The organism is Shouchella rhizosphaerae, assembly GCF_900142675.1.
In the GTDB taxonomy this organism is placed as follows: domain Bacteria; phylum Bacillota; class Bacilli; order Bacillales; family Bacillaceae_D; genus Shouchella; species Shouchella rhizosphaerae.
In genome coordinates this window covers 148,844-170,367 of sequence record NZ_FRBS01000006.1, presented here as the reverse complement: position 1 = coordinate 170,367, position 21,524 = coordinate 148,844, and the positions used below count along the sequence as shown (strand labels likewise).

General features: G+C 44.4%; 20 protein-coding genes. 7 read left to right on the top strand and 13 right to left on the bottom strand.

Annotated elements, in window-relative coordinates; genetic code table 11:
• Window positions 1-59: 59 nt before the first annotated feature.
• Genes BUC05_RS17135 through iolA form a run of 6 tightly spaced genes read right to left on the bottom strand, consistent with a single transcriptional unit; the run spans window position 60 to window position 7,325 of the window.
• Window positions 60-1,100 carry a bifunctional inositol 2-dehydrogenase/D-chiro-inositol 1-dehydrogenase gene (locus BUC05_RS17135; RefSeq protein ID WP_011245288.1) on the bottom strand — a complete coding sequence of 347 codons (1,041 nt, stop codon included), beginning with the start codon at window positions 1,098-1,100 and terminating at the stop codon, window positions 60-62.
• Window positions 1,101-1,122: 22 nt separating this feature from the next.
• Window positions 1,123-2,034 (bottom strand): myo-inosose-2 dehydratase, encoded by a 912-nt coding sequence (iolE, locus tag BUC05_RS17130; RefSeq protein WP_073305463.1) that lies wholly within the window; start codon window positions 2,032-2,034, stop codon window positions 1,123-1,125.
• Window positions 2,035-2,047: 13 nt separating this feature from the next.
• A complete protein-coding gene (iolD, locus tag BUC05_RS17125; RefSeq protein WP_073305461.1) occupies window positions 2,048-3,961 on the bottom strand; it encodes a 3D-(3,5/4)-trihydroxycyclohexane-1,2-dione acylhydrolase (decyclizing) in 1,914 nt (637 codons plus the stop codon).
• 53 nt (window positions 3,962-4,014) lie between these two features.
• Complete coding sequence (gene iolC, locus BUC05_RS17120; protein ID WP_011245285.1) at window positions 4,015-4,995, bottom strand: 5-dehydro-2-deoxygluconokinase; 981 nt, start codon at window positions 4,993-4,995, stop codon at window positions 4,015-4,017.
• Between the two features lie 15 nt (window positions 4,996-5,010).
• The gene (gene iolB / locus BUC05_RS17115; RefSeq protein WP_011245284.1) at window positions 5,011-5,826 is read right to left on the bottom strand and encodes a 5-deoxy-glucuronate isomerase; all 816 of its coding nucleotides are present in this window, start codon (window positions 5,824-5,826) and stop codon (window positions 5,011-5,013) included.
• Window positions 5,827-5,849: 23 nt separating this feature from the next.
• A complete protein-coding gene (gene iolA / locus BUC05_RS17110; protein WP_073305459.1) occupies window positions 5,850-7,325 on the bottom strand; it encodes a methylmalonate-semialdehyde dehydrogenase in 1,476 nt (491 codons plus the stop codon).
• A 204-nt stretch (window positions 7,326-7,529) separates the two neighbouring features.
• On the opposite strand from iolA, the gene BUC05_RS17105 reads away from it, so the two are divergent.
• A complete protein-coding gene (locus tag BUC05_RS17105) occupies window positions 7,530-8,303 on the top strand; it encodes a DeoR/GlpR family DNA-binding transcription regulator (RefSeq protein WP_011245282.1) in 774 nt (257 codons plus the stop codon).
• Between the two features lie 149 nt (window positions 8,304-8,452).
• Here the strand turns inward: BUC05_RS17105 and BUC05_RS17100 are convergent, their stop codons facing one another.
• A complete protein-coding gene (locus BUC05_RS17100) occupies window positions 8,453-9,856 on the bottom strand; it encodes a DHA2 family efflux MFS transporter permease subunit (RefSeq protein ID WP_073305457.1) in 1,404 nt (467 codons plus the stop codon).
• A 257-nt stretch (window positions 9,857-10,113) separates the two neighbouring features.
• On the opposite strand from BUC05_RS17100, the gene BUC05_RS17095 reads away from it, so the two are divergent.
• The 6 genes from BUC05_RS17095 to BUC05_RS17070 all read left to right on the top strand — a co-directional run bounded on the left by BUC05_RS17095 (window position 10,114) and on the right by BUC05_RS17070 (window position 13,984).
• Window positions 10,114-10,692: a TetR/AcrR family transcriptional regulator gene (locus BUC05_RS17095; RefSeq protein WP_011245280.1), complete on the top strand. Its 579-nt coding sequence runs from the start codon at window positions 10,114-10,116 to the stop codon at window positions 10,690-10,692.
• A 70-nt stretch (window positions 10,693-10,762) separates the two neighbouring features.
• Window positions 10,763-11,116 carry a DMT family transporter gene (locus tag BUC05_RS17090; protein ID WP_011245279.1) on the top strand — a complete coding sequence of 118 codons (354 nt, stop codon included), beginning with the start codon at window positions 10,763-10,765 and terminating at the stop codon, window positions 11,114-11,116.
• Between the two features lie 2 nt (window positions 11,117-11,118).
• Window positions 11,119-11,433, top strand: coding sequence for a DMT family transporter (locus BUC05_RS17085; RefSeq protein ID WP_035205408.1), 315 nt, complete (start codon window positions 11,119-11,121; stop codon window positions 11,431-11,433).
• A gap of 199 nt (window positions 11,434-11,632) precedes the next feature.
• Window positions 11,633-12,622 (top strand): LytTR family transcriptional regulator DNA-binding domain-containing protein, encoded by a 990-nt coding sequence (locus BUC05_RS17080; RefSeq protein ID WP_244153323.1) that lies wholly within the window; start codon window positions 11,633-11,635, stop codon window positions 12,620-12,622.
• A 10-nt stretch (window positions 12,623-12,632) separates the two neighbouring features.
• Window positions 12,633-13,331, top strand: coding sequence for a hypothetical protein (locus BUC05_RS17075; protein ID WP_073305453.1), 699 nt, complete (start codon window positions 12,633-12,635; stop codon window positions 13,329-13,331).
• A gap of 164 nt (window positions 13,332-13,495) precedes the next feature.
• Complete coding sequence (locus BUC05_RS17070) at window positions 13,496-13,984, top strand: small multi-drug export protein (RefSeq protein WP_011245275.1); 489 nt, start codon at window positions 13,496-13,498, stop codon at window positions 13,982-13,984.
• A gap of 82 nt (window positions 13,985-14,066) precedes the next feature.
• Here the strand turns inward: BUC05_RS17070 and BUC05_RS17065 are convergent, their stop codons facing one another.
• The 6 genes from BUC05_RS17065 to chvE all read right to left on the bottom strand — a co-directional run bounded on the left by BUC05_RS17065 (window position 14,067) and on the right by chvE (window position 21,498).
• Window positions 14,067-15,269, bottom strand: coding sequence for a hypothetical protein (locus BUC05_RS17065; RefSeq protein WP_073305451.1), 1,203 nt, complete (start codon window positions 15,267-15,269; stop codon window positions 14,067-14,069).
• Window positions 15,266-15,919, bottom strand: a complete 654-nt coding sequence (locus tag BUC05_RS17060; protein WP_073305449.1) for an ATP-binding cassette domain-containing protein — start codon at window positions 15,917-15,919, stop codon at window positions 15,266-15,268. Before BUC05_RS17060 ends, BUC05_RS17065 begins: the two co-directional genes overlap by 4 nt.
• Window positions 15,920-16,166: 247 nt before the next feature.
• Entirely contained in the window at window positions 16,167-17,693 is a 1,527-nt protein-coding gene (locus tag BUC05_RS17055) for an alpha-glucosidase/alpha-galactosidase (RefSeq protein ID WP_073305447.1), read from the bottom strand.
• Window positions 17,694-17,725: 32 nt separating this feature from the next.
• On the bottom strand, window positions 17,726-18,886 hold the full coding sequence (mmsB, locus tag BUC05_RS17050) for a multiple monosaccharide ABC transporter permease (protein ID WP_011245272.1): 1,161 nt from the start codon (window positions 18,884-18,886) through the stop codon (window positions 17,726-17,728).
• Window positions 18,870-20,420: a multiple monosaccharide ABC transporter ATP-binding protein gene (gene mmsA, locus BUC05_RS17045; RefSeq protein ID WP_035205418.1), complete on the bottom strand. Its 1,551-nt coding sequence runs from the start codon at window positions 20,418-20,420 to the stop codon at window positions 18,870-18,872. Before mmsA ends, mmsB begins: the two co-directional genes overlap by 17 nt.
• Before the next feature lie 46 nt (window positions 20,421-20,466).
• Window positions 20,467-21,498 (bottom strand): multiple monosaccharide ABC transporter substrate-binding protein, encoded by a 1,032-nt coding sequence (chvE, locus tag BUC05_RS17040; RefSeq protein WP_244153325.1) that lies wholly within the window; start codon window positions 21,496-21,498, stop codon window positions 20,467-20,469.
• Window positions 21,499-21,524: the final 26 nt, after the last annotated feature.

The window sequence follows — 21,524 nt, the reverse complement described above, 5'->3', positions numbered from 1 at the left end:
GCCTTTCTTTAATGCGGCATTGTTCCCCCGTTAACACAACGTTTCATCGCTGTCTTCTCCTATACTTGCTCAGGCGTGGCTGCTGAGTGTTGATAAAACGCAGGTTTCTTCGGAAGCTCAATCGATTCTTCCCGGCCCGACTCTTGCGCTTTTACACAGGCATCTGCAGTTACAGCAGCCACATATCCGTCCCACGCGCTCGGCCCTGAAGCCGGTTCGTCCTTTAAGCCATCGTCAATAAAGGCTTGCAGTTCGACGTCATAAGCGGCTTCAAACCGTTTTTTCCAGTCTTGCAGCACTTCCGTCCCTTTGCGGCCGTTGCTGCATAAACGGACTGCTGGGACATCAGGCAGACTGATAACGCCCTCTTCGCCAGCTATTTCGCATTGGATGTCGTAGCCATATTTACAGTTAACAAAAATTTCCGCTTGAATGATGACGCCTTTTTTCGTTTCAAGCAACACGAGTTGCGGATCTTGCAAATGGGGAAGCGCATGCTTTGTTTTTTTCGGATAAAGGACACGGACATGTTGATACTCGTCATTTAGGAGCCAATGAAGTACGTCAATTTCATGAATCAATGTGTCCGTAATCGCCATGTCGGTTGTATAGCTTTCTGCTGACTCGACATTGCGGTGGATGCAACGGACCATTAATGGTTCTCCGACCAATTCCTGCTCAAGTGCTTGCTTTAATTGAAGATAGCCGCTGTCAAAACGCCGCATAAACCCGACTTGGACAAGCCGCTTGCCATGAGCCATTTCCGCTTCGACAATGCGCATGCACCCGTCTGCCGTGGTCGCAAGTGGCTTTTCGCAAAAAACACGCTTGCCTGCCTCAAGCGCTGCCAGCACACTCGCTTCGTGTGCTGGCCCCCAGCTGGCCACTAAGACGGCATCCACATCGCGGGCGGCAATCAATTCTCTGTCATTGGCATAAACAGTCGCCTGTTTGGCGTATGTGTTGGCCACTTTCCTGGCAAGATCTTGGTTAACGTCTGTAACCGCTGTCACTTTTGCTCCTGAAAGTTTGCATTCTAATCGCCTAATATGGTCTTGGCCAATGGCCCCCGTGCCAATCACGCCCACTCGAACTGTCATGTTCCTTCCTCCTTCATCTTTTTTAAATGGTTGCCTGCTTCTCGCCGCCTGCCAGCAAATAGGAATCAATATAGCGTCTTGCTTTTAATGCGTACTCCAGCGGGTGGGCAATGTTTGGATCTTGCTCCGCCTCTACGACAATCCAGCCATCGTAGCCCCCTCGAATAAGACGTCGGTATACTTTTGTAAAGTCAATGCAGCCATCGCCTGGTACTGTGAACATCCCTTTTAAAAACGCTTGTTGGAACGAAAGCCCGTCACGCCTGCAAGCATCCGTCACCTCACTCCGCACATCTTTAAAATGGACGTGCTTAATCCGATCCATATAGTCATCGAGGAGCGGCAAAAATGCTCCATCTGACACGTAGGCATGCCCCGTATCATACAGAAGGCTCACTAAGCTCGGATCCGTATGGGCCATCAGTTGATCAACTTCTGCTTTTGTTTGCACGCCCGTGCCGAGATGGGGATGGAACGCAAGTGTAAGGCCATATGAATGAGCAATTGCCCCAAGCTCCTCAAGCCCTTCGTATAAACACTGCCATTCTTCTTTCGAAAAAGTCGGCTTGTCGCGGAAAATATTTGCTTCAAGCCCTTGGATGCTATACGTTTGTTCCGAAACGATCGCCATCTCTGCGCCGATAGCTTGCAAAAACTGGCAATGGGTATCGAAGGCTTGGGCGGCTGAAGCGATGCCATCACGAATGATATAGCTGGAAAACCACTTGCCAGCCACTTTTAAATTTCTTAGCTGCAGCTCTTTGTTTAAAATTTGTGGCTCAGGAAAAAAGCCGCCTGCTTCCGTTCCTTCAAATCGAGCAACAACAATATCGCCAAGCAAATGGGAAAGTGTGTTTTCCGCGCCAATTTCCGGAATGTCGTCATTGCGCCAGCCAATGGGGGCAATGCCCCAGCGGATCTTGCGATTTGCCATTGGATCGACTCCTCTAATAATGTTTTGCTTCCTTGAGCTTTGCTTGCCTTGCTTGATAGGCATCTTGAATAGACTGGGAAGCAGCCACTTCGGCGACGCCGACATTCCACCAGCTTTCATAGCCGTCTGTCATCGTCTTTGGCAGCACTTTCATTTCAATCAACGTGGAAGTCTCTTGCTTCTTGGCATCTTCAAGCGCTGCCTTTAATTGTTCAACTGTGTTAGCCCGGTATGTTTTGGCTCCATATCCTTCGGCGACTTTGGCATAATCGATGTTCATCACTTGATTGTCTGCCGTAAGAAATTCGCAATAATAACTGCCGCCGCCATGGTCCATCTGCAAGTTGCTGATACAGCCAAAACCGGCATTGTCAAACAGCAATATATTGATTTTCTTGTTATATTGGATGGCAGTAATCAATTCGGAATGGAGCATAAGAAAGCTCCCATCTCCGACGATCGAATAAACTTCTCGCTCAGGCTCGGCTAGTTTGATGCCAAGGGCGCCAGAAATTTCATAACCCATGCAGGAATATCCGTATTCAAGATGGTACGTATTCGGCTCGTTTGCGTGCCAAAGTCGCTGCAAATCCCCTGGAAGGGAGCCCGATGAACAAATAATTGTGCTGTCCTCATCAATGGTTTCATTAATAGCCAGCAAGGCAGTCGTTTGCGGCAGTTCTGTACCCAGAGCATCGGCATACTCATTTAACTTCTCTTGGCTAAAATGCTCTTTGACTTCAGGCACAAATGTTTTTCTATTAAAGACGACTGATTTTAGGCGGTTCCGTTCAGCGAGCCACTCTTCTTTCAACGCAGCAATTCGATCGCCAAACGCCGACCGATACGTTTTTAACCTAGAAATAAGTAGGCTGAGCGTTTCTTTCGCATCTGCAACAACCTGATAAGCATCAAGCTTATACGTTTGCATGCGGCTGACATTGATATTTAAAAACGTGGTATGCTCAAAATCAAACGCCGTTTTTGACGAAGTCGCAAAGTCGGTGTAACGAGTGCCTACGCCAATCACCAAGTCAGCTTCACGGGCTGCCTTATTCGCTGCAAGCGTGCCGGTAACGCCAAGGCCACCTAGGTTGTTAGCAAAGTCAGCGGCAACAGTTGCTTTTCCTGCTTGTGTTTCGACGAGAGGAATGCCACACTGTTCAGACAGCGCTACTAGTTCTTCCTTTGCTTCTGAATATTTAGCGCCTCCGCCAACAACAAGAAGCGGCCGCTTGCTCCTACGAATCCGTTCAAGTGCCCCTTCGATTTCCCGCTCCGTTGGCTTTCTACGTTCTAAATAATGAATGCGCTTTCGGAAAAACTCCTCTGGATACTCATATGCTTCTCCTTCGACATCTTGGGCGATGCAAATCGTGGCGGGCCCCGCTTTTCCTGGGTCGGTCATTACTTCAAAGGCACGAATAAGGCTCGACATTAACTGCTCTGGGCGAGTAATCCGGTCCCAGTATCTCGACACCGGCTTTAATGCATCATTTGTCGTCACTGCTTGGCTGTATTCTTGTTCAAATTGCTGCAAAACTGGGTCAGGCTGGCGAGTCGCGAATGTATCGGCAGGAAGAAGCAAAACAGGTATATTGTTAGCTAGCGCTGTGCCAGCAGCGGCAACAAGGTTCGCGGCTCCTGGGCCTACAGAAGTTGTCACTGCATATATTTTTTTGCGGAGCATCTGCTTGCTAAAAGCCATTGCCGCATGGGCCATCCCTTGTTCATTTTTGCCTTGCCATACGTTTAATCGCCCGGCATCTTGCTCTAGTGCTTGGCCAATCCCTAACACATTTCCATGCCCGAAGATCGTAAAAACCCCTTCAACGAAAGGCTCCTCTTTCCCGTCAGCATGCAAATATTGGGCATTTAAGAACTTCACTAGCGCTTGTGCAGTCGTCAATCGTATTGTTTTCGCCATTGTTTCCACCTCGCATCATCACTACGCGTTTTTATTTAAAGAAAATCCGACATTCAAACATGCTGTTCTTCGACAAGCGCCTTGATTTCAGATAAAGTTGGCATTGCTTCCGATGAACTGTGCTTACTGACAACAATCGATGCGGAAGCGCTCCCAAAACGCAATGCTTGATCAATGTCATAACCACGCAAAAGTCCATATAGAAACGCAGATGCATACGAATCTCCAGCACCAAACGTTTTTAACACGTTTGTTTTGTACACGCCTGCTCGAAAGGTTTCTCCTGATGGCAAATAAGCGTAAGACCCATCAACACCATGTTTAATAACAACCAATTCCGGCTCTTTGGCAAATAGCATTTTGGCTGTTTGCTCATTGCCGCTGGCACTTGCCCCTTCCATAATGTCATACTCTTCCCGCGTGCCGATCACGATATGAGCCATGCCTGCCAGAAGTGTGTAGTAAACGGACGTTTCTTCCCTCGATGACCACGTGTACGGACGATAATCGAGTTCAAACACAACTTTTGTACCTGCCGCCTTTGCAAGTGACACTGCTTTTAAGGCTGCCTCCCGTGAAGGCGATTGAGCCAATGCCGTTCCAGAAATGAGCAGTACTTTTGCAGATCTCACATAACCGGCGTCGATTTCATCAGGGCTTAAATATAGGTCAGCTGCTTTTTCACGGTACATCAAAATGCTGCATTCTTCAGGGCTCAAAATTTCCGTAAACGTCAAACCTGCTTTATGCCCTTCTCGGTCAATCACGAGCTGGCTTGTATCCACGCCTGCCTCTCTCATATAAGAAGAAATAAACCGGCCATGTTGGTCATCAGGAATTTTACCGACAAAACCGACTTTCAAGCCAAGCTTCGCGCTGCCAATGGCAATATTGGCTGGCGAACCGCCGACATATTTTGTGAATGACCGCGTTTCTTCCATCGGCCGGTTGTATTCGGCCGCATTTAAATCAATGCAGGCCCTGCCAAGCGCAATCACATCAAATTGCTTTCCCTCTTGAAATTGGATGCCCATAGGCTACCGCTCCTTTTATCGTGATAAAATCCACTCATGGTCTTTTTCATTACGGAATTTCCAAATACGTACAGGGCCTGCCATTACGTTTAAATAGTAGGACGCATAGCCGTCAGGAACGCCAACTGGATGGTAGCCAGCAGGTACAATGACAACATCGCCGTTTTCGACAGCCATCGTTTCGTCTATATTACGTGACTCAGTATACACACGCTGGAACACAAACCCTTGCGGTGGATCGATTTCATGGTAATACGTTTCCTCTAGAAAAGACTCGTAGGGCAAATTATCCTCATCATGCTTGTGGGGCGGATAACTGGACCAATTGCCGCTTTCTGTAAACACTTCGACGACTAGCAAACTGTTTGCAGTCTTGTCTGAATCAGGCAATATATTATGGACTAAGCGCTTGTTCTGTAATTGGCCCCTGTTTTCAATGCCGACGTCACTCGCTTTAATAAGTTTTGTCGGCAATTGTTTGTTTGAAGGCGCATAGCAAAGAGCGATGCACGCCTCACTTGTTCCAGTTACCGTAAATGAACGGCCATTCGAGAGATAGACACTGTCTGTCGGTTTCCGTTCAAATACGCTACTCCGTGTGCCAATATTGGAAAACACATGCTCTCCGTCCGTTACCGTGACTGTTCCCCTTACAACAACAATGCAACATTCATAGGAACCGAGCGTTTCTTCGTATATAGCGTTTGCCTGGATATCGACGAGCTTAAACGATACATACTTAAGGGGCGCCTTTTCTGCCTCCGTGTCATGAACAAGTGTAACCCCTTGTTTAAGCACCTTTGTTTTCGGTTTTTTTAGTAACTGTCCCACCGGCATGCCTCCCCCTTTACAAATTAGTCAAATGACGGCTTCGGATAACGTGCGGTCACGACTTTTTTGCGCGTATAAAAGTCTACGCTATCTTTTCCGTTTGCATGAAGCGTCCCATAAAACGACGATTTCCATCCTGAAAAAGGAAAAAATGCCATAGGTGCAGGAACACCAAGGTTAATGCCAAGCATTCCAGCATCAATGTTTTCACGAAAATAGCGAACGGCCGCCGCATTCGTTGTAAATAGGCAAGCTCCGTTTGCAAATTCAGAACGATTGGCTATTTGAATCCCCTCATCTAAATTTTTCACACGGATAATCGAAAGCACAGGGGCGAAAATTTCATCTTTCCAAATTGTCATATCCGTTGTCACATTTTCAAAAATCGTCGGCCCAATAAAATAACCATCGGCAGATACTCGGCTTCGGCCGTCGCATACAAGGGTCGCCCCTTCCTCCACTCCTTTTTCAATATAAGCAATGGTTCGGTTTTTGTTTTCTTCACGTATGACAGGGCCTAAAAACACACCGTCGTCTAAACCATTGCCCATTACGAGCGATTCAGCTTTTGCCTTTAATTTGGCTACAAACGCATCGGCAATTCCTTCCTCAACTGTTACAACAGCACAGGCCATGCACCGCTCCCCAGCAGAGCCAAAAGCAGCTCCGGCAATATTGGTGACGGCGTCGTCCAAATCGGCATCATTTAAGACGATTGTATGGTTTTTTGCTCCTGTCAACGCTTGAACGCGTTTTAAGTTTTCGCTTGCTTTTTTATAAACATACTCGCCAACAGGCTTAGAGCCGACAAACGATATCGCTTTTATGTCAGGGTGCTCTAGCATGCCATTGACGACATCATGGGCGCCATAGACAACATTGAAGACGCCATCTGGCACTCCAGCTTCAGTAAGTAAGTCGGCGAGTTTTTCAGTCAATAATGGCGTCCGCTCTGAAGGTTTTAATAGAAATGCATTTCCGAGTGCGATCGCCATTGGGAACATCCAACATGGCACCATCATCGGAAAATTGAATGGCGCGATTCCGCCGACGACGCCAATGGGGTAACGATAATTGCTTGCTTCTACGTCTGTCGCAATCATCGGTAATGAATCGCCCATCATTAAGTTCGGGGCACCTGCAGCAAATTCAACATTTTCAATGCCACGCTGCACTTCCCCCCGTGCTTCCGTCAAGTTTTTGCCGTTTTCAATTGTAATCAAACGCGCCAATTCTTCCTTATCACGCTGCAATAGTTGCTGATAATTGAATAAAATCCGTGCACGACGCGGCACAGCGACTTTCGACCATTTAGCAAAAGCGGTTTTTGCGGCTTCAACTGCGTACTCTACATCCGCCTTTGTTGAAAGGGGTACTTGGCAAATGACTTCTTTAGTCGCCGGATTCACTACATCTTCATAAAGGCTTGTGCTGCTTTCAATCCATTTACCATTAATATAATTTTTGACTTTACGGACCTCTACTGTTGTTTCGCCCATGTGTTAGCCTCCTAAAGTGAGTAAACCGCTTTCATTACCGGTTACTTTTTGATCATTTGTTGGTTATATATTAAAACCATATGCCATAAAAGGTCAACATATTTCCATTACTTTTTCAATAAATTTGGTTAAGTGTTGGTTATTTGTTGAATAACTTTGAAGGCTATGCTATTGTCTAGGTAGATAAAAAAAGGGGTTTTCACAATGAAGCTATTACGTATACAAGAAATGGAAGCATACATTCTAAAAAACGGCTCGGCCTCCCTTGATGAGCTGTGCGAGGAATTTAATGTATCAAAAAACACGATTCGAAGAGACATTAACAAACTAGTCGAAAACGGCGTGATCCGCAAAGTTTATGGTGGGGTCACCGCAGTAGAAAAAAGTTTAGTCTCATTTGAGAACCGAAAAGTGCGAAACCAAGCAGAAAAAACGAGAATTGCCCGTGAGGCAGCCAACTTCATCAAAGACGATGACTTAATCTTTATAGACTCGGGCACGACCACAAAATCGATTTTGTCGGCATTGGACCCGAATATCTCGATTACTGTGCTGACAAATAGCTTGGATGTCATTAATGCGGCTACAGGTTTTGAGCGAATCCATTTAATTGTCATCGGCAATTCTTACAAACACAAAACGCGCTCATTTGTCGGCATCGATGAAGCTGCGATTTTGCAAAAATACAACATCCACAAGGCGTTTATGTCGGCTACTGGTGTCAGCATTGCCCATGGCCTTACCAATGCAGACCAACTCGAATATGAAATTAAAAAGATCGCAGCCGAAAAAGCACGGGAGGTATTTTTGCTTGCCGACCAATCAAAATTTGGAAAATCAACGCTATTGACATATGCACCCTTCAACCGAATCGACCACTTAATTACATCAGCTCCACTCGATAAAGAGTACGAAGCCTATTGCCAAGACCATCATATCGAAGTCGTGGTCGCTGCTGAACACCATGTGGCGAACTGACTAGAGAGAAGTTTTTGTAACGTAAAAACCACTCTACAACCAAAAGGCGCGCAGCTTGAATTTCATTCATTCCAATCGAGGTGCCGTTTAAGTAGAGTGGTTTTTATTCATTTCACGCTGTACTATTAGGTTTTTATCGCTGATTCCCCTTATTGTTCCTGTTGCCGAGCGTTCTTTTCTTTTGCCGTATACACCAGTACCCATGCTACCAATGCCAAAATGGCCATTACGCCAAAGGCAAGCTTTAGCCCTGCTAGCGTTCCTTCTACATAGTCGATGTCGCTTCGGTTCGCGTTAAGGCTGACAAGTGTCGTCAATACCGTTAACCCTAGCGCTGCGCCAAACTGCCTGATCGTATTGGCAATCGCCGTTCCGTGTGCAAGTTCTGCTTGCTTTAGAGCGTTCATCGCTATCGCCGTCGCAGGGGTCATCGTGAAGCCAATTCCAACCATAAACGCACAAAAACAGACAACTAGCAGAGGAATGCCCGTTTGATCTCCCATAAACATAAAGACAGTGAATACCAATACTAGAATTCCATAACCACTTAAACCAAGAGCTCTCCCGCGGAATGAGTCAAACAGCTTGCCTGAGACAAATGAAGTCAACGCCAACAAGACCGTTCCCGGCAAGAGAATCATCCCCGATGAGAAAGCAGACCGGCCTTGGACATCTTGAATAAATAACGGCAACAACGTTTCCGTTGAAAGCAGCAAAATCGAGATTACAAAAGACAAAATTACACCGTGTACAAACAACGGAAGTTTAAATAAACGAAGTTCAAGCATCGGCGAGTCTAAACAAAGCTGCCGCCATATAAACATTGCTATTGCAAAAAAACCGGCACTAAGAGGCACGAGTACAATAGCAGAGGAAAACCCAGCGACGCTAATATTGCTTAAACCGAAAATTACGCCGGAGAAGCCAACCACAGTAAGGAATAGTGACAACAAATCAAATTTGACGCTTTTTTGTTCTGTTACGTTTTGCATAAAGACTGCAGCAAGAACGAAAATCGCGAGAGCGAGGGGCAAAACAAGCCAAAACAAAGAGCGCCACCCTAGCCAATCAACGATATAACCGGAAATCGGCGGTCCGATAGCTGGCGCCACATTAATGACAAGTGCCATAAGCCCCATGGCATAGCCTCTTTTTTCAGCCGGGTAAACGTGCAAAAGGATCGTTTGCACCAGCGGTAGCATCATGCCAGCCCCGATCGCTTGAACGACCCGTGCACTTACAAGTAACACAAATGAGGGCGCTATCGCTGACAATACCGTGCCGACCACGAAGCATGCTAAGGCGGTCATTGTCAGCGCTCGTGCACTGAAACGGCTCATTAAATAGCCCATTGTTGGAATGAGCATCGTCGCCATCAACAAAAAAGACGTAGTCAGCCATTGCACTTGCGTCGCATTAATGGAAAATTCATCCATAATCGTCGGAAAGGCCGTAATTAATAAAAATTGATTAAATAAAAATAAGAACGAAGCAGCCAGAACGGTGATGACCATCATTTTCTTGCGCCAATGGGAATTTGTCGTTTCATTCATTTCTTGCTAAACCTCCTACCGATGAAGTGGTTCAACATCTATTCACTCTACGGTGTTTTTGTTGAAAATGCAACAAAAACAAAGGAAGGGAATACACGTGTACAAAGCACTTAAGGAAACATCCTATGAGGGGTTAGCATGTGAAAAAAGACAGCTCGACAGCCTTAACTCGCAGCTGACAAAAGCAATTGACAAATACCGCTTCACTTGCTATTATCAATTATGAATGACATTCAGTCATTAAAGGATGTGTACAAGTGGATAAAAAAGAACGCATTGTTGAAGCAGCGATTGTTGCCTTTAAAGAAAAAGGCGTCGAAAAAACGACGATTACTGACATTGTGAAACGGGCTGGGATTGCCCAAGGGACTTATTATTTGTACTTTCCTTCTAAACTGGCGGTCATGCCTAGCATTGCCGAAGTGTTCGTCAATAAGCTGATTGATCGGCTTCATAAGTCCGTCCGCAGCGACTCGATTGAAAGGCAAATTGAGGAAGTCGTTGAGGCCATTTTCTCGATTACGGAAGAGCATAATGAACTGGCCATTTTAATTTACTCCGGCTTGACTCAAACGGAGTATGTCAAGGAGTGGGAAATGATTTATGCACCATTATACGACTGGTTTGACGGCATGCTAGCCCGCGCCCTTGACAGGAAAGCCATTCGCGAGACAATCAATACTGCCTATACCGCCAAAATTATGGTCGGTGCGATTGAATCAACAGCAGAGCAGCTTTATTTGTACGACCAACATGATCAAGCGAGTGCACAAGCACATAAAAATGAACTCATTTCATTTATTAGCCATGCATTAGGAGCAAGCGGCCTGCACTAAGGCGCTTGCCTTTCTTCGGTTGCGAAAATGAATGAATGTCATTCACTAATTTAAAAGGAGTTTGTTCACAATGAAAAACGGTTGGTTCTATGTCGGCTTAACTTGCCTATTTGAACTTTTTTGGGTATTTGGCTTTAATGTTGCAACTGTTTGGTGGCATTGGGCAATCATTGTCGCTATTATTCTTATCGATTTTCATTTTCTTTCTAAGGCATGTGAAACGCTCCCGACTGGAACAGTCTATGCTGTATTTGCTGCCATCGGCACAGTCGGGACTGCCCTAATGGATATTTTTATATTTGGTGGCGCCTTTAGTATCGCCAAAGGGTTGTTTATGGCACTTCTTGTTATCGGCGTGGTTTTATTAAAATTGGCCGACAACCATACAGACGAAACGAAATCCAATCAGAAAGGAGCGGCTTGACGATGGGATGGTTCTTTGTTGTGTTGGCAGCACTGTTTGAAGTTGTCGGCGTGATTGGTTTAAAAAAATACAGCCAACAGAAAACAGTGCTCCATACGATCTTGTTTCTCGGCGGCTTCGGTGCGTCGTTTCTGTTTTTGTACACTTCGTTTAATTATTTGCAGCTAAGCATTGCTTACTCCGTTTGGATTGGACTTGGAACGGTTGCTGCTGTTTTGGTAAACATGATGTTCTTTGGAGAATCAAGGAATTGGCTGCGCTTGTTTAGCTTAGCCATCATTGTCATAGGTGTTACTGGCTTAAAAGCCATTTCCTAATCTTGTTTAAACGTTTGATTAAATCAAAATGAAAGAAAATGCTTGTTGACGAGGTAAACGATACGAGGTTGTTTGCCTACAACCTAAGACGGCTTGCCTTGCAATGCCGTCTTTTTTTGCTGTTCGATATTTACTTGATGAAAAAATCTGTATACGCTATAAAGACGACATCCATTTTTTTAAGGAGAAACCAAAAACCATGTTTGAAATAAATCTCCCATCAAAAATATCGGGAAACCGCCTGCTCCTTCCTGAAATCAATGTAGCAGTCCAACCTGGGCAACCTGTTGCGATTCAAGGAGAAGCCGAGTTTTTGCAAACGTTCTTGTCCCAGTTTATGAATCCATTTACTGGCTCAACCAACCAGTTTAAATTAGAAGGCAAGCCTTTTGATCCTCATTCTAACGCCTTTATGTTCCACCAATCCGATGGCTTGTATAAGCGCTTAACGCCACGGGAAGTGATCCGCTTTTGGCTGAAGCTCTACAAAAGCGAAGAAAATGACAAACGTCTTTTAGCAGTATGCGAATTGAGTGAGGTAGCCGACAAACGGGTCCGTTCGCTCCCTTTGTCTGAAAGGAGGCGTTTGCATTTTTGCCGCTGCCTGATCATGCCAAGCCAAGTATGCGTATTCGACCAGCCCACTTTGCACGTCGATCGCCAAACCAAGCATGTATTTCATACAATTTTGGACATGCTATCCGACAAATGCATGGTCATCACCACTACATCTCTAGAAGAAGCAATCCAGCTAGGGACTGCGTTTCGCATGACGGAGCACAGCTTCTATCAAGTCGAACAGACAAGCCATGAACAGGATGTCAGCGAAGCACCTAAAGGCGACACCCCGCTGAAACTAGCAAAAATTTCAGCTAAAATGGACGATAAAATCATTCTGTTCGACCCGTTGGAGATCGATTATATGGAAAGCCAAGATGGGCAAACGATCTTGCATGTAAATAGTGAAACCTTTTTTACTTCTATCCCCTTAAAAGACTTGGAACAGCGTTTAGCTCCTTTTGGCTTTTTCCGCTGTCATCGATCTTATTTAGTCAATTTACAGCGTGTGCGCGAAATCATTGTCTGGAGCAAAAACAGCTACAGCCTCAGTTTGGATGATCAAACAACAAACACGATTCCATTGTCGAAAGGCAATTATGCCGCATTAAAAGAACTGCTGCAAATGTAGGGAGGACAAAATGAACGTTGATTCGTTTAAAGCGTTGCTTTACAAAGATATAAAGGACTTGCGTTATAATGGCCAACTGCTTGTGCTTATCTTTTTTCCATTGATGTTTGTCATAGCTTTTTTTCTCCTTCAAAGTAACGTGCCGTTAAATATCTTGCTCATGATTACGTTGTTGCTGCTTCCTATCCATATTCAAGGGAATTTGCTGGCTGAAGAGAAAGAACAACGTACTTGGCATGTATTAAAACAAATGGGAATTCATTTTTACCACTTAACGATTGCAAAAGCGTTCATCACCATATCCGTCACATTGCTGACAATCGTGGTCACCACTTTGCTCCAAGGGCAAACCATCTTCAATACTGCAATGGCAAGCCTTTTTACAGTTCCCTGTATCGTCATTATGATTTGTGCTGGGACATTGCTTGGTACTTATGCGAACAACACCGTTGAAGTAAATTTATTTGGGACACCAATCGTCATCTTTTTTATTGCCCTGGAAATAATCACCCGTTTCCTGTCGAACATAGGGCTACATTCCCTTGCCAACTTGATGCCAAACATTCTTTTCATTAGCGGAATTGATTTGATTGAATCTGGCCAAATTGGAGCTGCATTTACTTCTTACTTCTTGTTATTAGTCATATGGGCAGTTGTGGCCGTTATAGCAACCCGTTTACTCATAAAGCGAAAGGCCTTTACAGTGTGAACCTTTCCATAAAGTAGTAAGGCACTACATGTTTGCTCCATTCATGCTGGCTATAGCTACATTCACCATGATTTCCCCTCTTTTCACCCTTGTTTTAAGGCATGTGTATCCCCATTCCGATACAATGAGCGAAGAAACAATCACTTAAAAAAGGGGAAATGACAATGTTGCAAGATCTAATGAAATTTATTATCGAGGCAGACACCATATATCAATATATAGGCGTTTTTATTGTGTCGTTAATTCCTTTTTTTGAATCGTATGTGGCCATTCCGATTGGCATTGTATTAAACTTTCCGGTTATTCCCGTTGTCCTTCTCTCGATCGCTGGAAACCTCCTATCTGTGTATGTCTTTATTTGGCTAGTTGATAAACTGCGCAGAACAAAGAAAAGCACGAAAAACGAGGGGAGTAGACGAAAAAGAGCGCTACGTTTCTTTCAACGTTACGGAGTTCCAGGCGTCTCCTTTGCTGGACCGATAATTTGCTTCCATGTTGGTGCTGCGATTGCCCTCGGAGCTGGCACAAGCAGGCAGTACGTCACACTTTGGCAAACGATCGCCATTGTTGTATGGTCGGTCGCACTTGGCATCGCCTTCGCCTTTGGCGTCAATTTATTTGACTATTTCCCGAGCCTGAACGTCTTTTCATAAAAGAAGTTTCTTTTGTTTTTCGTTATTTTTTGGCCAAGCGCCTTTTGTAGAATGGTCTATAAAGGCGCTCCGGCTAATGTTTTTAGTTGTTTGTGTTTATTTCCCCCACTTGACCAACCTTTTTTGACGTAATTAATTGACGCTTCTCTACCATATAGGCATGTATACATAAGATAAATGTGATTATGCTTGCAAAAACAACCAATACGATTACTCCACTTATAAAGTCAATGCGGCCATTGTTAAATAGCTCAGCTAAAAAACCAGTAGCAACGTCTCCACCAAGAAAGTATGTGAAGGGGCTTAAGTGTAGGAATGGGTGCAAAGAGCTTATAAATTCATGTGTCATAGGAAAACCAACTGTCATCAGAATAGCAATCATCAAAGTCGCCATCTTGTTTTTTGTTAAAACAGCAGCGAAGGCTACGATCAGAACCAAATTAAAAATAGCAAGCACGTGAAGGATAAATGTCTTCATCATGACATTCCATAAAGGCATTGTTTCAAAGATTGGGCTCCCATTATTAACAATAGGATAGTGGAAAGAACCAGTTCCATTAAAAATACTTGCTAAGAAAAAACTGAAAACCAGAATAACGAAATAGAATGCGACAGTCACTCCAGCCATAAACGATAATTTCTTCATTAACAGGCTCGTAAACTTTTTAGGGAGTAAAACGTCAATGTTTATCCCCCCTCTGAATGAACGAAAAAATGCCTCTGACAGAATAAGTGATGCGATCAACATAAATAATGTCGGGAAAAGGCTTTCCATTACTCGATACGTAAACGTCGCCCCAAATTTTTCAAAATGCAATGTATCTGGTTCTGCGTTTAATTCAATTAAGCGATTATTCACATTGCGTGTCATCATAAACTGATCAATCGCTTCTTCTGGAAATAATTCTCCATTCGTCTCTTTATGTATATCCAAATTTCGATCGATCATTTTGTTAAAATAGACTAAGGCCTCTGAGAAATCGTTTTGATCAATAGCCTCTAAAATATGTTGACCCCAAGAGATGTTTTCTTCGACCTCGATTATAGCTTCTTCAAACATGATCCGGTTCTCTTCCGAGATATGAGGATTTTCTAATTCTTCCTGATAGAATGCAAGCGTTTCTTGATCATGATGTAAGTAACTTTGCATGTCTGCTCTAAAATCACTTCCGTCGATTGCATTTACGATATAGAGACCAACTACCCCTAAAAAAAGAATCGTTGTCGCTACGATTACAGCCTTGCTTCGGTAGATTTGTTTAAACAATAAGTAACTATAGCTCATCGATTTTCTCCTTTTTGACTTGCCTCTCTCATAACTAAAGAGCCGTTGCCTAACTCATAAATGTAATCACAAACTTTATAAATACGATCATCTTGATGTGATGAGAAGAGAATTGCTTTATTCTTGCCTTTCTCTCGTGCTAACAACTTTTCAAACTTTTCAATGCTATTTGTATCTAATCCAATTGTCGGTTCGTCCATTAACCAGTATTCTGCGCCACTAACCTCATACAGACCTAATAATACCCGCTGTTTCATGCCAAGCGAATACGTTTTGATAGGGATTTTAATATATTGATTCATTTCCCAATAATCTACCACATCATCTATACATGCATTTTTATTAGACCATTCTCTTTGAATGAATGTTAAATAATCAAAGCCTGTCAAGTTAGGATCAAACCATTCTGAACTTTCATAGTAAAACAGTTTCCGTTTTAATTCTGGCAAAGAATAGATTTCATGATTAGAAATGTAATAAATCGATCCTTTTGTTTCGCTGCGGATTCCTGCTATTGTCCGCAACAATGTCGTCTTTCCAGAACCATTTCGTGCTGATAACCCATAAATAAAACTTCTTTTCAACTCAGCATTGCCATTATAGAGAAGTTTTTCTCTAGTCACTAAATCTAAATCCTCTATCTTTATCATTTTTCTCACTCCATCTCCTTAGACAATTACGCATCAAAATTGCCTCTAGAACGACTAAGCTTTATTTATCCCTTCAAATACAAATTTCCTTTAATTTATATAGAACTCCAGAATAATGTTATCACAGAACGTTTGAACTTGTTCTAAAAATCTATAAAAAAACGAAAGTGCGCATCGATTTTTAGGGTAATGAACAAACACATTCTTATCTATCGAAAAAGGAGCCCCCTCATGGAGCTCCTCCTTTTTACTCGTTTGCAGAGTGAATGCTTTGCTCTGCAGCTGGACGCTTTATTGCTTTGTCTGCTTGACTGGCATTTTTCATTGCTTCCGCTCGATTTTCTTTCATTTCGGCAACAGTCTTCGTTTTCAGGCGGGCTGCGCCGCTCGTGTCCTTTGTCGCTAGCCGTTGCTGCGTTTGTTGCCTTTGTTTGGCTTCGGCAATGCTTGTTTTATATTGGGGCAGCCATTTTTCTTGGGCAATGAGCATGTCGTCGACAAGCTGCCAAATTTCAGGTGGGGTGCATACGGCCCCAGTGAGTGGGTCCATCATAAACGCTTGCCGCAAGAGCTGGTCATCTCCAGCTACGGCTGCTTCTACCGCAAGGCGTTGGACATTAATGCTCACGTTGCAAACGGCGGCGCAGCCAATGGGCAAGTCGCCTATGACGGGCATATTGATGCCGTTTCTATCGACGTAGCCAGGGGCTTCAATAATGCAATCAGAGGGCAAATTGGAGATGACGTTTTGGTTGACTACATTAAAATGCCCTCTGTAGATACGCCCTGTTTCTAACGCTTCAACAATATAAGAACCATGTTCTTGGCCGCGCTCGCTTTCAGCAAAAACGAAAGCCGGCTCGTTCATCCAATTAGGAAAGTCTTCTTTAAACCAGTTGCGCCCTTCTTTGCAAACGCGCAAATAGCCGCCGGTTTCGCCGTTAATCCACGTGCCGAGGTCAATCCAATCGCCAATTTCCTCTTGCCGTTTTCGGTACCAAGGTACATATTCGCTTAAATGGCCGTTCGATTCTGTGCTGTAATAGCCAAAACGCTTGAGCATATCGATGCGTACTTTTTCTGTTTTGCTGTATTCAGGGTGGTTTTCAAACGCTTCGAGCAACTTGCCCGTTAAATCTTCGCCGTCATGTTTGATTTGAATGTACCAGGTTTGGTGATTGATACCGGCGCAGACAATGTCGACTTCTTCTGGCTGAAGCCCAAACACGTCGGCAATTTGGCGATGGCCGCCTTGAACGCCGTGGCATAGCCCAACTGTGTTGACACCGCCGTAGTGGTTGCACGCCCATGTGAGCATCGCCATTGGATTGGCGTAATTTAATAGGAGGCAGTCTTGTTCAGCAACGTCACGGATGTCTTCGCAAATGGCGAGCATTTCGTTGATGCCTCGTTGGCCGTACATAATCCCTCCTGCTGAAAGGGTATCGCCTACACATTGGTCGATCCCGTAACGGAGCGGAATATCGATGTCTTGCTCAAATGCTTCGAGTCCACCAACACGGACAACGTTAAAAATATAACGCGCCCCTGTTAACGCTTCTCTCCGGTCAAGGGTGGCGTGGATTTGAATAGGAAGGCCGTTTTCATTAATATCACGTTGGCATAACTGTGTCACCATGTTCAAATTTTCCTGATTGATGTCTGTGAAAGCGACTTCGATTGTGGAAAAGGCAGGAACAGACAGCAAATCCCGCAATAACATGCGGGTAAAGCCGATGCTGCCTGCGCCAATAAAGGCAACTTTAAATGGCATTTGTTTCATCCTTTCTTTAATAAGTGACCTTGTTATCCACGGCGCTTATTGACGACGTCGAATGCGACAGCAGCCAATAGCACAAGCCCTTTAATAGCCTGTTGCCAATCGATGCCAAGTCCGAGAATCGACATGCCGTTGTTCATCACACCCATGACGAGGCCGCCGACGACAGCGCCAATGATCGTCCCGACGCCGCCATAAGCAGAAGCACCGCCAATAAAGGCAGCCGCTATCGCATCGAGTTCGAATAAATTCCCTGCCCGTGGGGTGGCAGCATTTAGCCTAGCGGCAAAAATGAGGCCTGACAGCGCTGCAAGTATCCCCATGTTGACAAACACAGCAAACGTCACCCGTTTTGTTTTAATCCCAGACAATGCGGCGGCTTTTTCATTCCCGCCAACCGCATAAATGTGACGGCCAAACACCGTTTTTTTCGTGACGAAGGCGTAAAAGGCAATTAAGGCGACAAGCAAGATAAGAATGTTTGGAATGCCGCGGTAACTGGCTAATACAAAGGTAAACACTAGAATAACTGCTGCGATTGCTACTAATTTAACGGTAAACCAGGCCGGAGTAACAACTGGCAAATCATGATGAAGTTGTTTCTTTCTCCCCTTAATTTGGATCGCGATCAAAACAGCTGTTAGCACGACTCCAAGGAACATCGAAAAAAGATGAATCGACTCGCCATTAAACAAATCAGGCAAAAACCCTGAGCTTAGTTGTTGAAAAGTTGGCGGATAGGAAGCAATGGACTGCCCTTCAAGCATGATTAACGTAATTCCTCTAAAAATGAGCATGCCTGCTAATGTCACAATGAAGGCAGGAATTTGTACATATGCGACCCAAAACCCTTGCCAAGCGCCAACGAGAGCGCCGGCGATGAGGCAGATGAGAACAGCTAACACTGGGTGGACATTTAACTCAATCATTAAAATCGCTGACAGCGCACCGATAAAAGCAGCGACAGAGCCAACGGATAAATCAATATGGCCTGTAATGATAATCATGACCATTCCAATCGCCAAAATTAAAATATAGCTGTTTTGTAAAATGATATTTGTAATATTTAACGGCTGCAGCAAAATGCCATCTGTTAACAGCTGGAATAAAAGCATAATAAACAGCAACGCACAAGTCATGCTATATTGGCGCATGTTGTTTTGGACAATATTAAGAAATGCTTTCATGGTGATCCTCCATTTCCATTGTCATTCGCCTCATCAGACGCTCTTGGGAAAGGTCTTTCTTTTCTAGTTCTCCTGTGATGCGCCCTTTATTCATTGTATAAACACGGTCGGCCATGCCAAGTAGTTCTGGCAGTTCAGAAGAAATCAATAGAATTGCTTTTCCTTTAGCAGCAAGCTCGCGAATGAGCGTATAAATCTCATATTTTGCGCCGACGTCAATTCCACGCGTCGGTTCGTCTAAGATTAATACATCGGGGTCGGATAAAATCCATTTGCTTAACACAACTTTTTGTTGGTTGCCGCCACTGAGCTTGCCTGTTTCTTGCAAAATGGAATGCGCTTTAATTTGCAATTTCTTCATAAACGATTCTGCTACTTGTGTCTCTTTCATTTGATCGATGATTTGATTTTTGGAGACGGCAGGCAAGTTGGCCAGTGTGATGTTTTCTTTTATATCATTCATCAACACGAGCCCATAGGATTTTCGGTCTTCGGTCGCGTAGGCGAGGCCGTGATCGATTGCTGCCCGTACAGAAGGGATCGAGATGGCTTTGCCATCTTTTTTGATCGTGCCCGTTATGTTTGTGCCATACGATCTGCCAAATAAACTCATCGCCAGTTCTGTGCGACCGGCGCCCATTAAGCCAGCAATGCCAACAATCTCGCCTTTTTTCACGTGCAAATTGACATCATGGATGATTTGCCGATCCCTTTGCACTGGATGAAACACATTCCAATTTTCGATTGAAAACACGATATCGCCGATCTCACTTTGCCCTTCTGGATAGCGGTTTGTTAAATCCCTGCCGACCATCCCTCGAATGATGCGGTCTTCGCTCACATCTTCCGTATGCAAATCAAGTGTTTCAATTGTTTTGCCATCCCGTAAGATCGTAACCGAATCAGCAATTGCCTTAATTTCATTCAACTTATGGGAAATGATAATAGACGTCACGCCTTGTTCCTTTAATTCCGCTAACAGCTTGAGCAAGTTTTCGCTGTCGCTTTCGTTTAGTGAAGCCGTCGGTTCATCTAATATGAGCAATTTTACGTTTTTAGCGAGCGCTTTGGCGATTTCCACCAGTTGTTGTTTGCCAACACCGATATGTTTAATCAGCGTCTGGGGTGATTCTGCCAATTTCACTTTTTTAAGGAGTTCTTGCGCTTTCGTTGCGGTTTCGGCCCAATCGATAATGCCGCGTTGTTTTTGTTCATTTCCTAAAAAGATATTTTCGGCGATGCTAAGCTCTGGGATGAGAGCAAGTTCTTGATGAATGATGACAATTCGTTTCTCTTCGCTTTGTTTCAAGTCTTTAAAACGGCAAACATCGCCTTCAAACAAAATGTCCCCTTCGTACGTACCGTATCCGTAAACACCGCTTAGCACTTTCATTAACGTCGACTTTCCTGCGCCATTTTCCCCGCAAAGCGCATGGATTTCGCCTCGTTTCACTTTCAAATTGACATTGCTTAATGCCTTTACACCAGAAAACGTCTTGGTAATGTTTTTCATTTCCAGCAAAATATCGGCCATTTGCTTCACCTCTTTTTTAGAGCAAGCGGCTATTAGCAAGCCGCTGTTATTGATCAAGCTGTGACGCCTCATAGTAGCCGCTGTCAACCAGCACTTCCTCGTAGTTGTCTTGATCTACAACGACGGGCTCTTCTAAGAATGCAGGAACGACTTTCGCATTATTGTCGTACGTGTTTGTGTCATTGACTTCCGGTTCTTCCCCTTGAAGCACAGCTTCGGTCATCTCTACCGCCTTTTTAGCAAGCAGCCGCGTATCTTTAAAGACAGTCATTGCCTGTTCCCCTTTGATGACAGCATTGACTGCTGGAAGATCTGCATCTTGTCCCGTTATAATCGGCATAGTATCGACGGTATAGCCCGAATTTTTTAAAGAGGCGATAATGCCGATGCTTAACAAGTCAGCTGGCGCTAAAACCGCATGGAGCTCTTCACCCCCTCCATAATTAGAGCTGAGCAAATTGTCCATCCTGCTTTGCGCTTTGGCGCCGTCCCAGCCTAGAATGGCAATCTGGTTGAAATCCGTCTGCCCACTTGGGACCACTAGCTTGCCTTGATCGATATAAGGCTGAAGAACAGACATTGCCCCTTTAAAAAAGAACGTCGCATTGTTGTCATCTGGAGAACCTGCGAATAACTCAATATTAAAAGGCCCCTCTTCTTCTTCGAGATCTAAAGCTTCTACAATGTACTCTCCTTGGAGCACGCCGACTTTATAATTATCAAACGTGGCATAGTAATCGACGTACTCAGAATTCATGATTAAGCGGTCATACGAAATCACTGGGATGTTTTCAGCATTGGCGCTTTCGAGTACACTTGTTAGCGTTTCTCCGTCAATGGAAGCAATGACAAGGGCATCGACGCCTCGAGTGATCATATTTTCAATTTGTGAGAATTGGTTTTCGACAATATCTTCCGCATATTGCAAATCGGTGTCGTACCCTAACTCCTCAAAGTAGGCAACCATTTGGTTGCCATCCGCAATCCAACGTTCAGACGACTGGGTCGGCATCGCGATTCCGATCGTTCCTTTGCTGCCTTCCTCTCCAGAGCTTTGCTGGATGCAGCCAGCTGTCATGAAAAGAAGGCTGGCTACAGCGCCAA

Coding starts and splice junctions, on each gene's coding strand:
- BUC05_RS17135 (WP_011245288.1), bottom strand. CDS start 1,100: ATGACAGTTCGAGTGGGCGTGATTGGCACGGGGGCCATTGGCCAAGAC.
- iolE (WP_073305463.1), bottom strand. CDS start 2,034: ATGGCAAATCGCAAGATCCGCTGGGGCATTGCCCCCATTGGCTGGCGC.
- iolD (WP_073305461.1), bottom strand. CDS start 3,961: ATGGCGAAAACAATACGATTGACGACTGCACAAGCGCTAGTGAAGTTC.
- iolC (WP_011245285.1), bottom strand. CDS start 4,995: ATGGGCATCCAATTTCAAGAGGGAAAGCAATTTGATGTGATTGCGCTT.
- iolA (WP_073305459.1), bottom strand. CDS start 7,325: ATGGGCGAAACAACAGTAGAGGTCCGTAAAGTCAAAAATTATATTAAT.
- BUC05_RS17105 (WP_011245282.1), top strand. CDS start 7,530: ATGAAGCTATTACGTATACAAGAAATGGAAGCATACATTCTAAAAAAC.
- BUC05_RS17100 (WP_073305457.1), bottom strand. CDS start 9,856: ATGAATGAAACGACAAATTCCCATTGGCGCAAGAAAATGATGGTCATC.
- BUC05_RS17090 (WP_011245279.1), top strand. CDS start 10,763: ATGAAAAACGGTTGGTTCTATGTCGGCTTAACTTGCCTATTTGAACTT.
- BUC05_RS17085 (WP_035205408.1), top strand. CDS start 11,119: ATGGGATGGTTCTTTGTTGTGTTGGCAGCACTGTTTGAAGTTGTCGGC.
- BUC05_RS17080 (WP_244153323.1), top strand. CDS start 11,633: ATGTTTGAAATAAATCTCCCATCAAAAATATCGGGAAACCGCCTGCTC.
- BUC05_RS17075 (WP_073305453.1), top strand. CDS start 12,633: ATGAACGTTGATTCGTTTAAAGCGTTGCTTTACAAAGATATAAAGGAC.
- BUC05_RS17070 (WP_011245275.1), top strand. CDS start 13,496: ATGTTGCAAGATCTAATGAAATTTATTATCGAGGCAGACACCATATAT.
- BUC05_RS17065 (WP_073305451.1), bottom strand. CDS start 15,269: ATGAGCTATAGTTACTTATTGTTTAAACAAATCTACCGAAGCAAGGCT.
- BUC05_RS17060 (WP_073305449.1), bottom strand. CDS start 15,919: ATGATAAAGATAGAGGATTTAGATTTAGTGACTAGAGAAAAACTTCTC.
- BUC05_RS17055 (WP_073305447.1), bottom strand. CDS start 17,693: ATGCCATTTAAAGTTGCCTTTATTGGCGCAGGCAGCATCGGCTTTACC.
- mmsB (WP_011245272.1), bottom strand. CDS start 18,886: ATGAAAGCATTTCTTAATATTGTCCAAAACAACATGCGCCAATATAGC.
- mmsA (WP_035205418.1), bottom strand. CDS start 20,420: ATGGCCGATATTTTGCTGGAAATGAAAAACATTACCAAGACGTTTTCT.
- chvE (WP_244153325.1), bottom strand. CDS start 21,498: ATGACAGCTGGCTGCATCCAGCAAAGCTCTGGAGAGGAAGGCAGCAAA.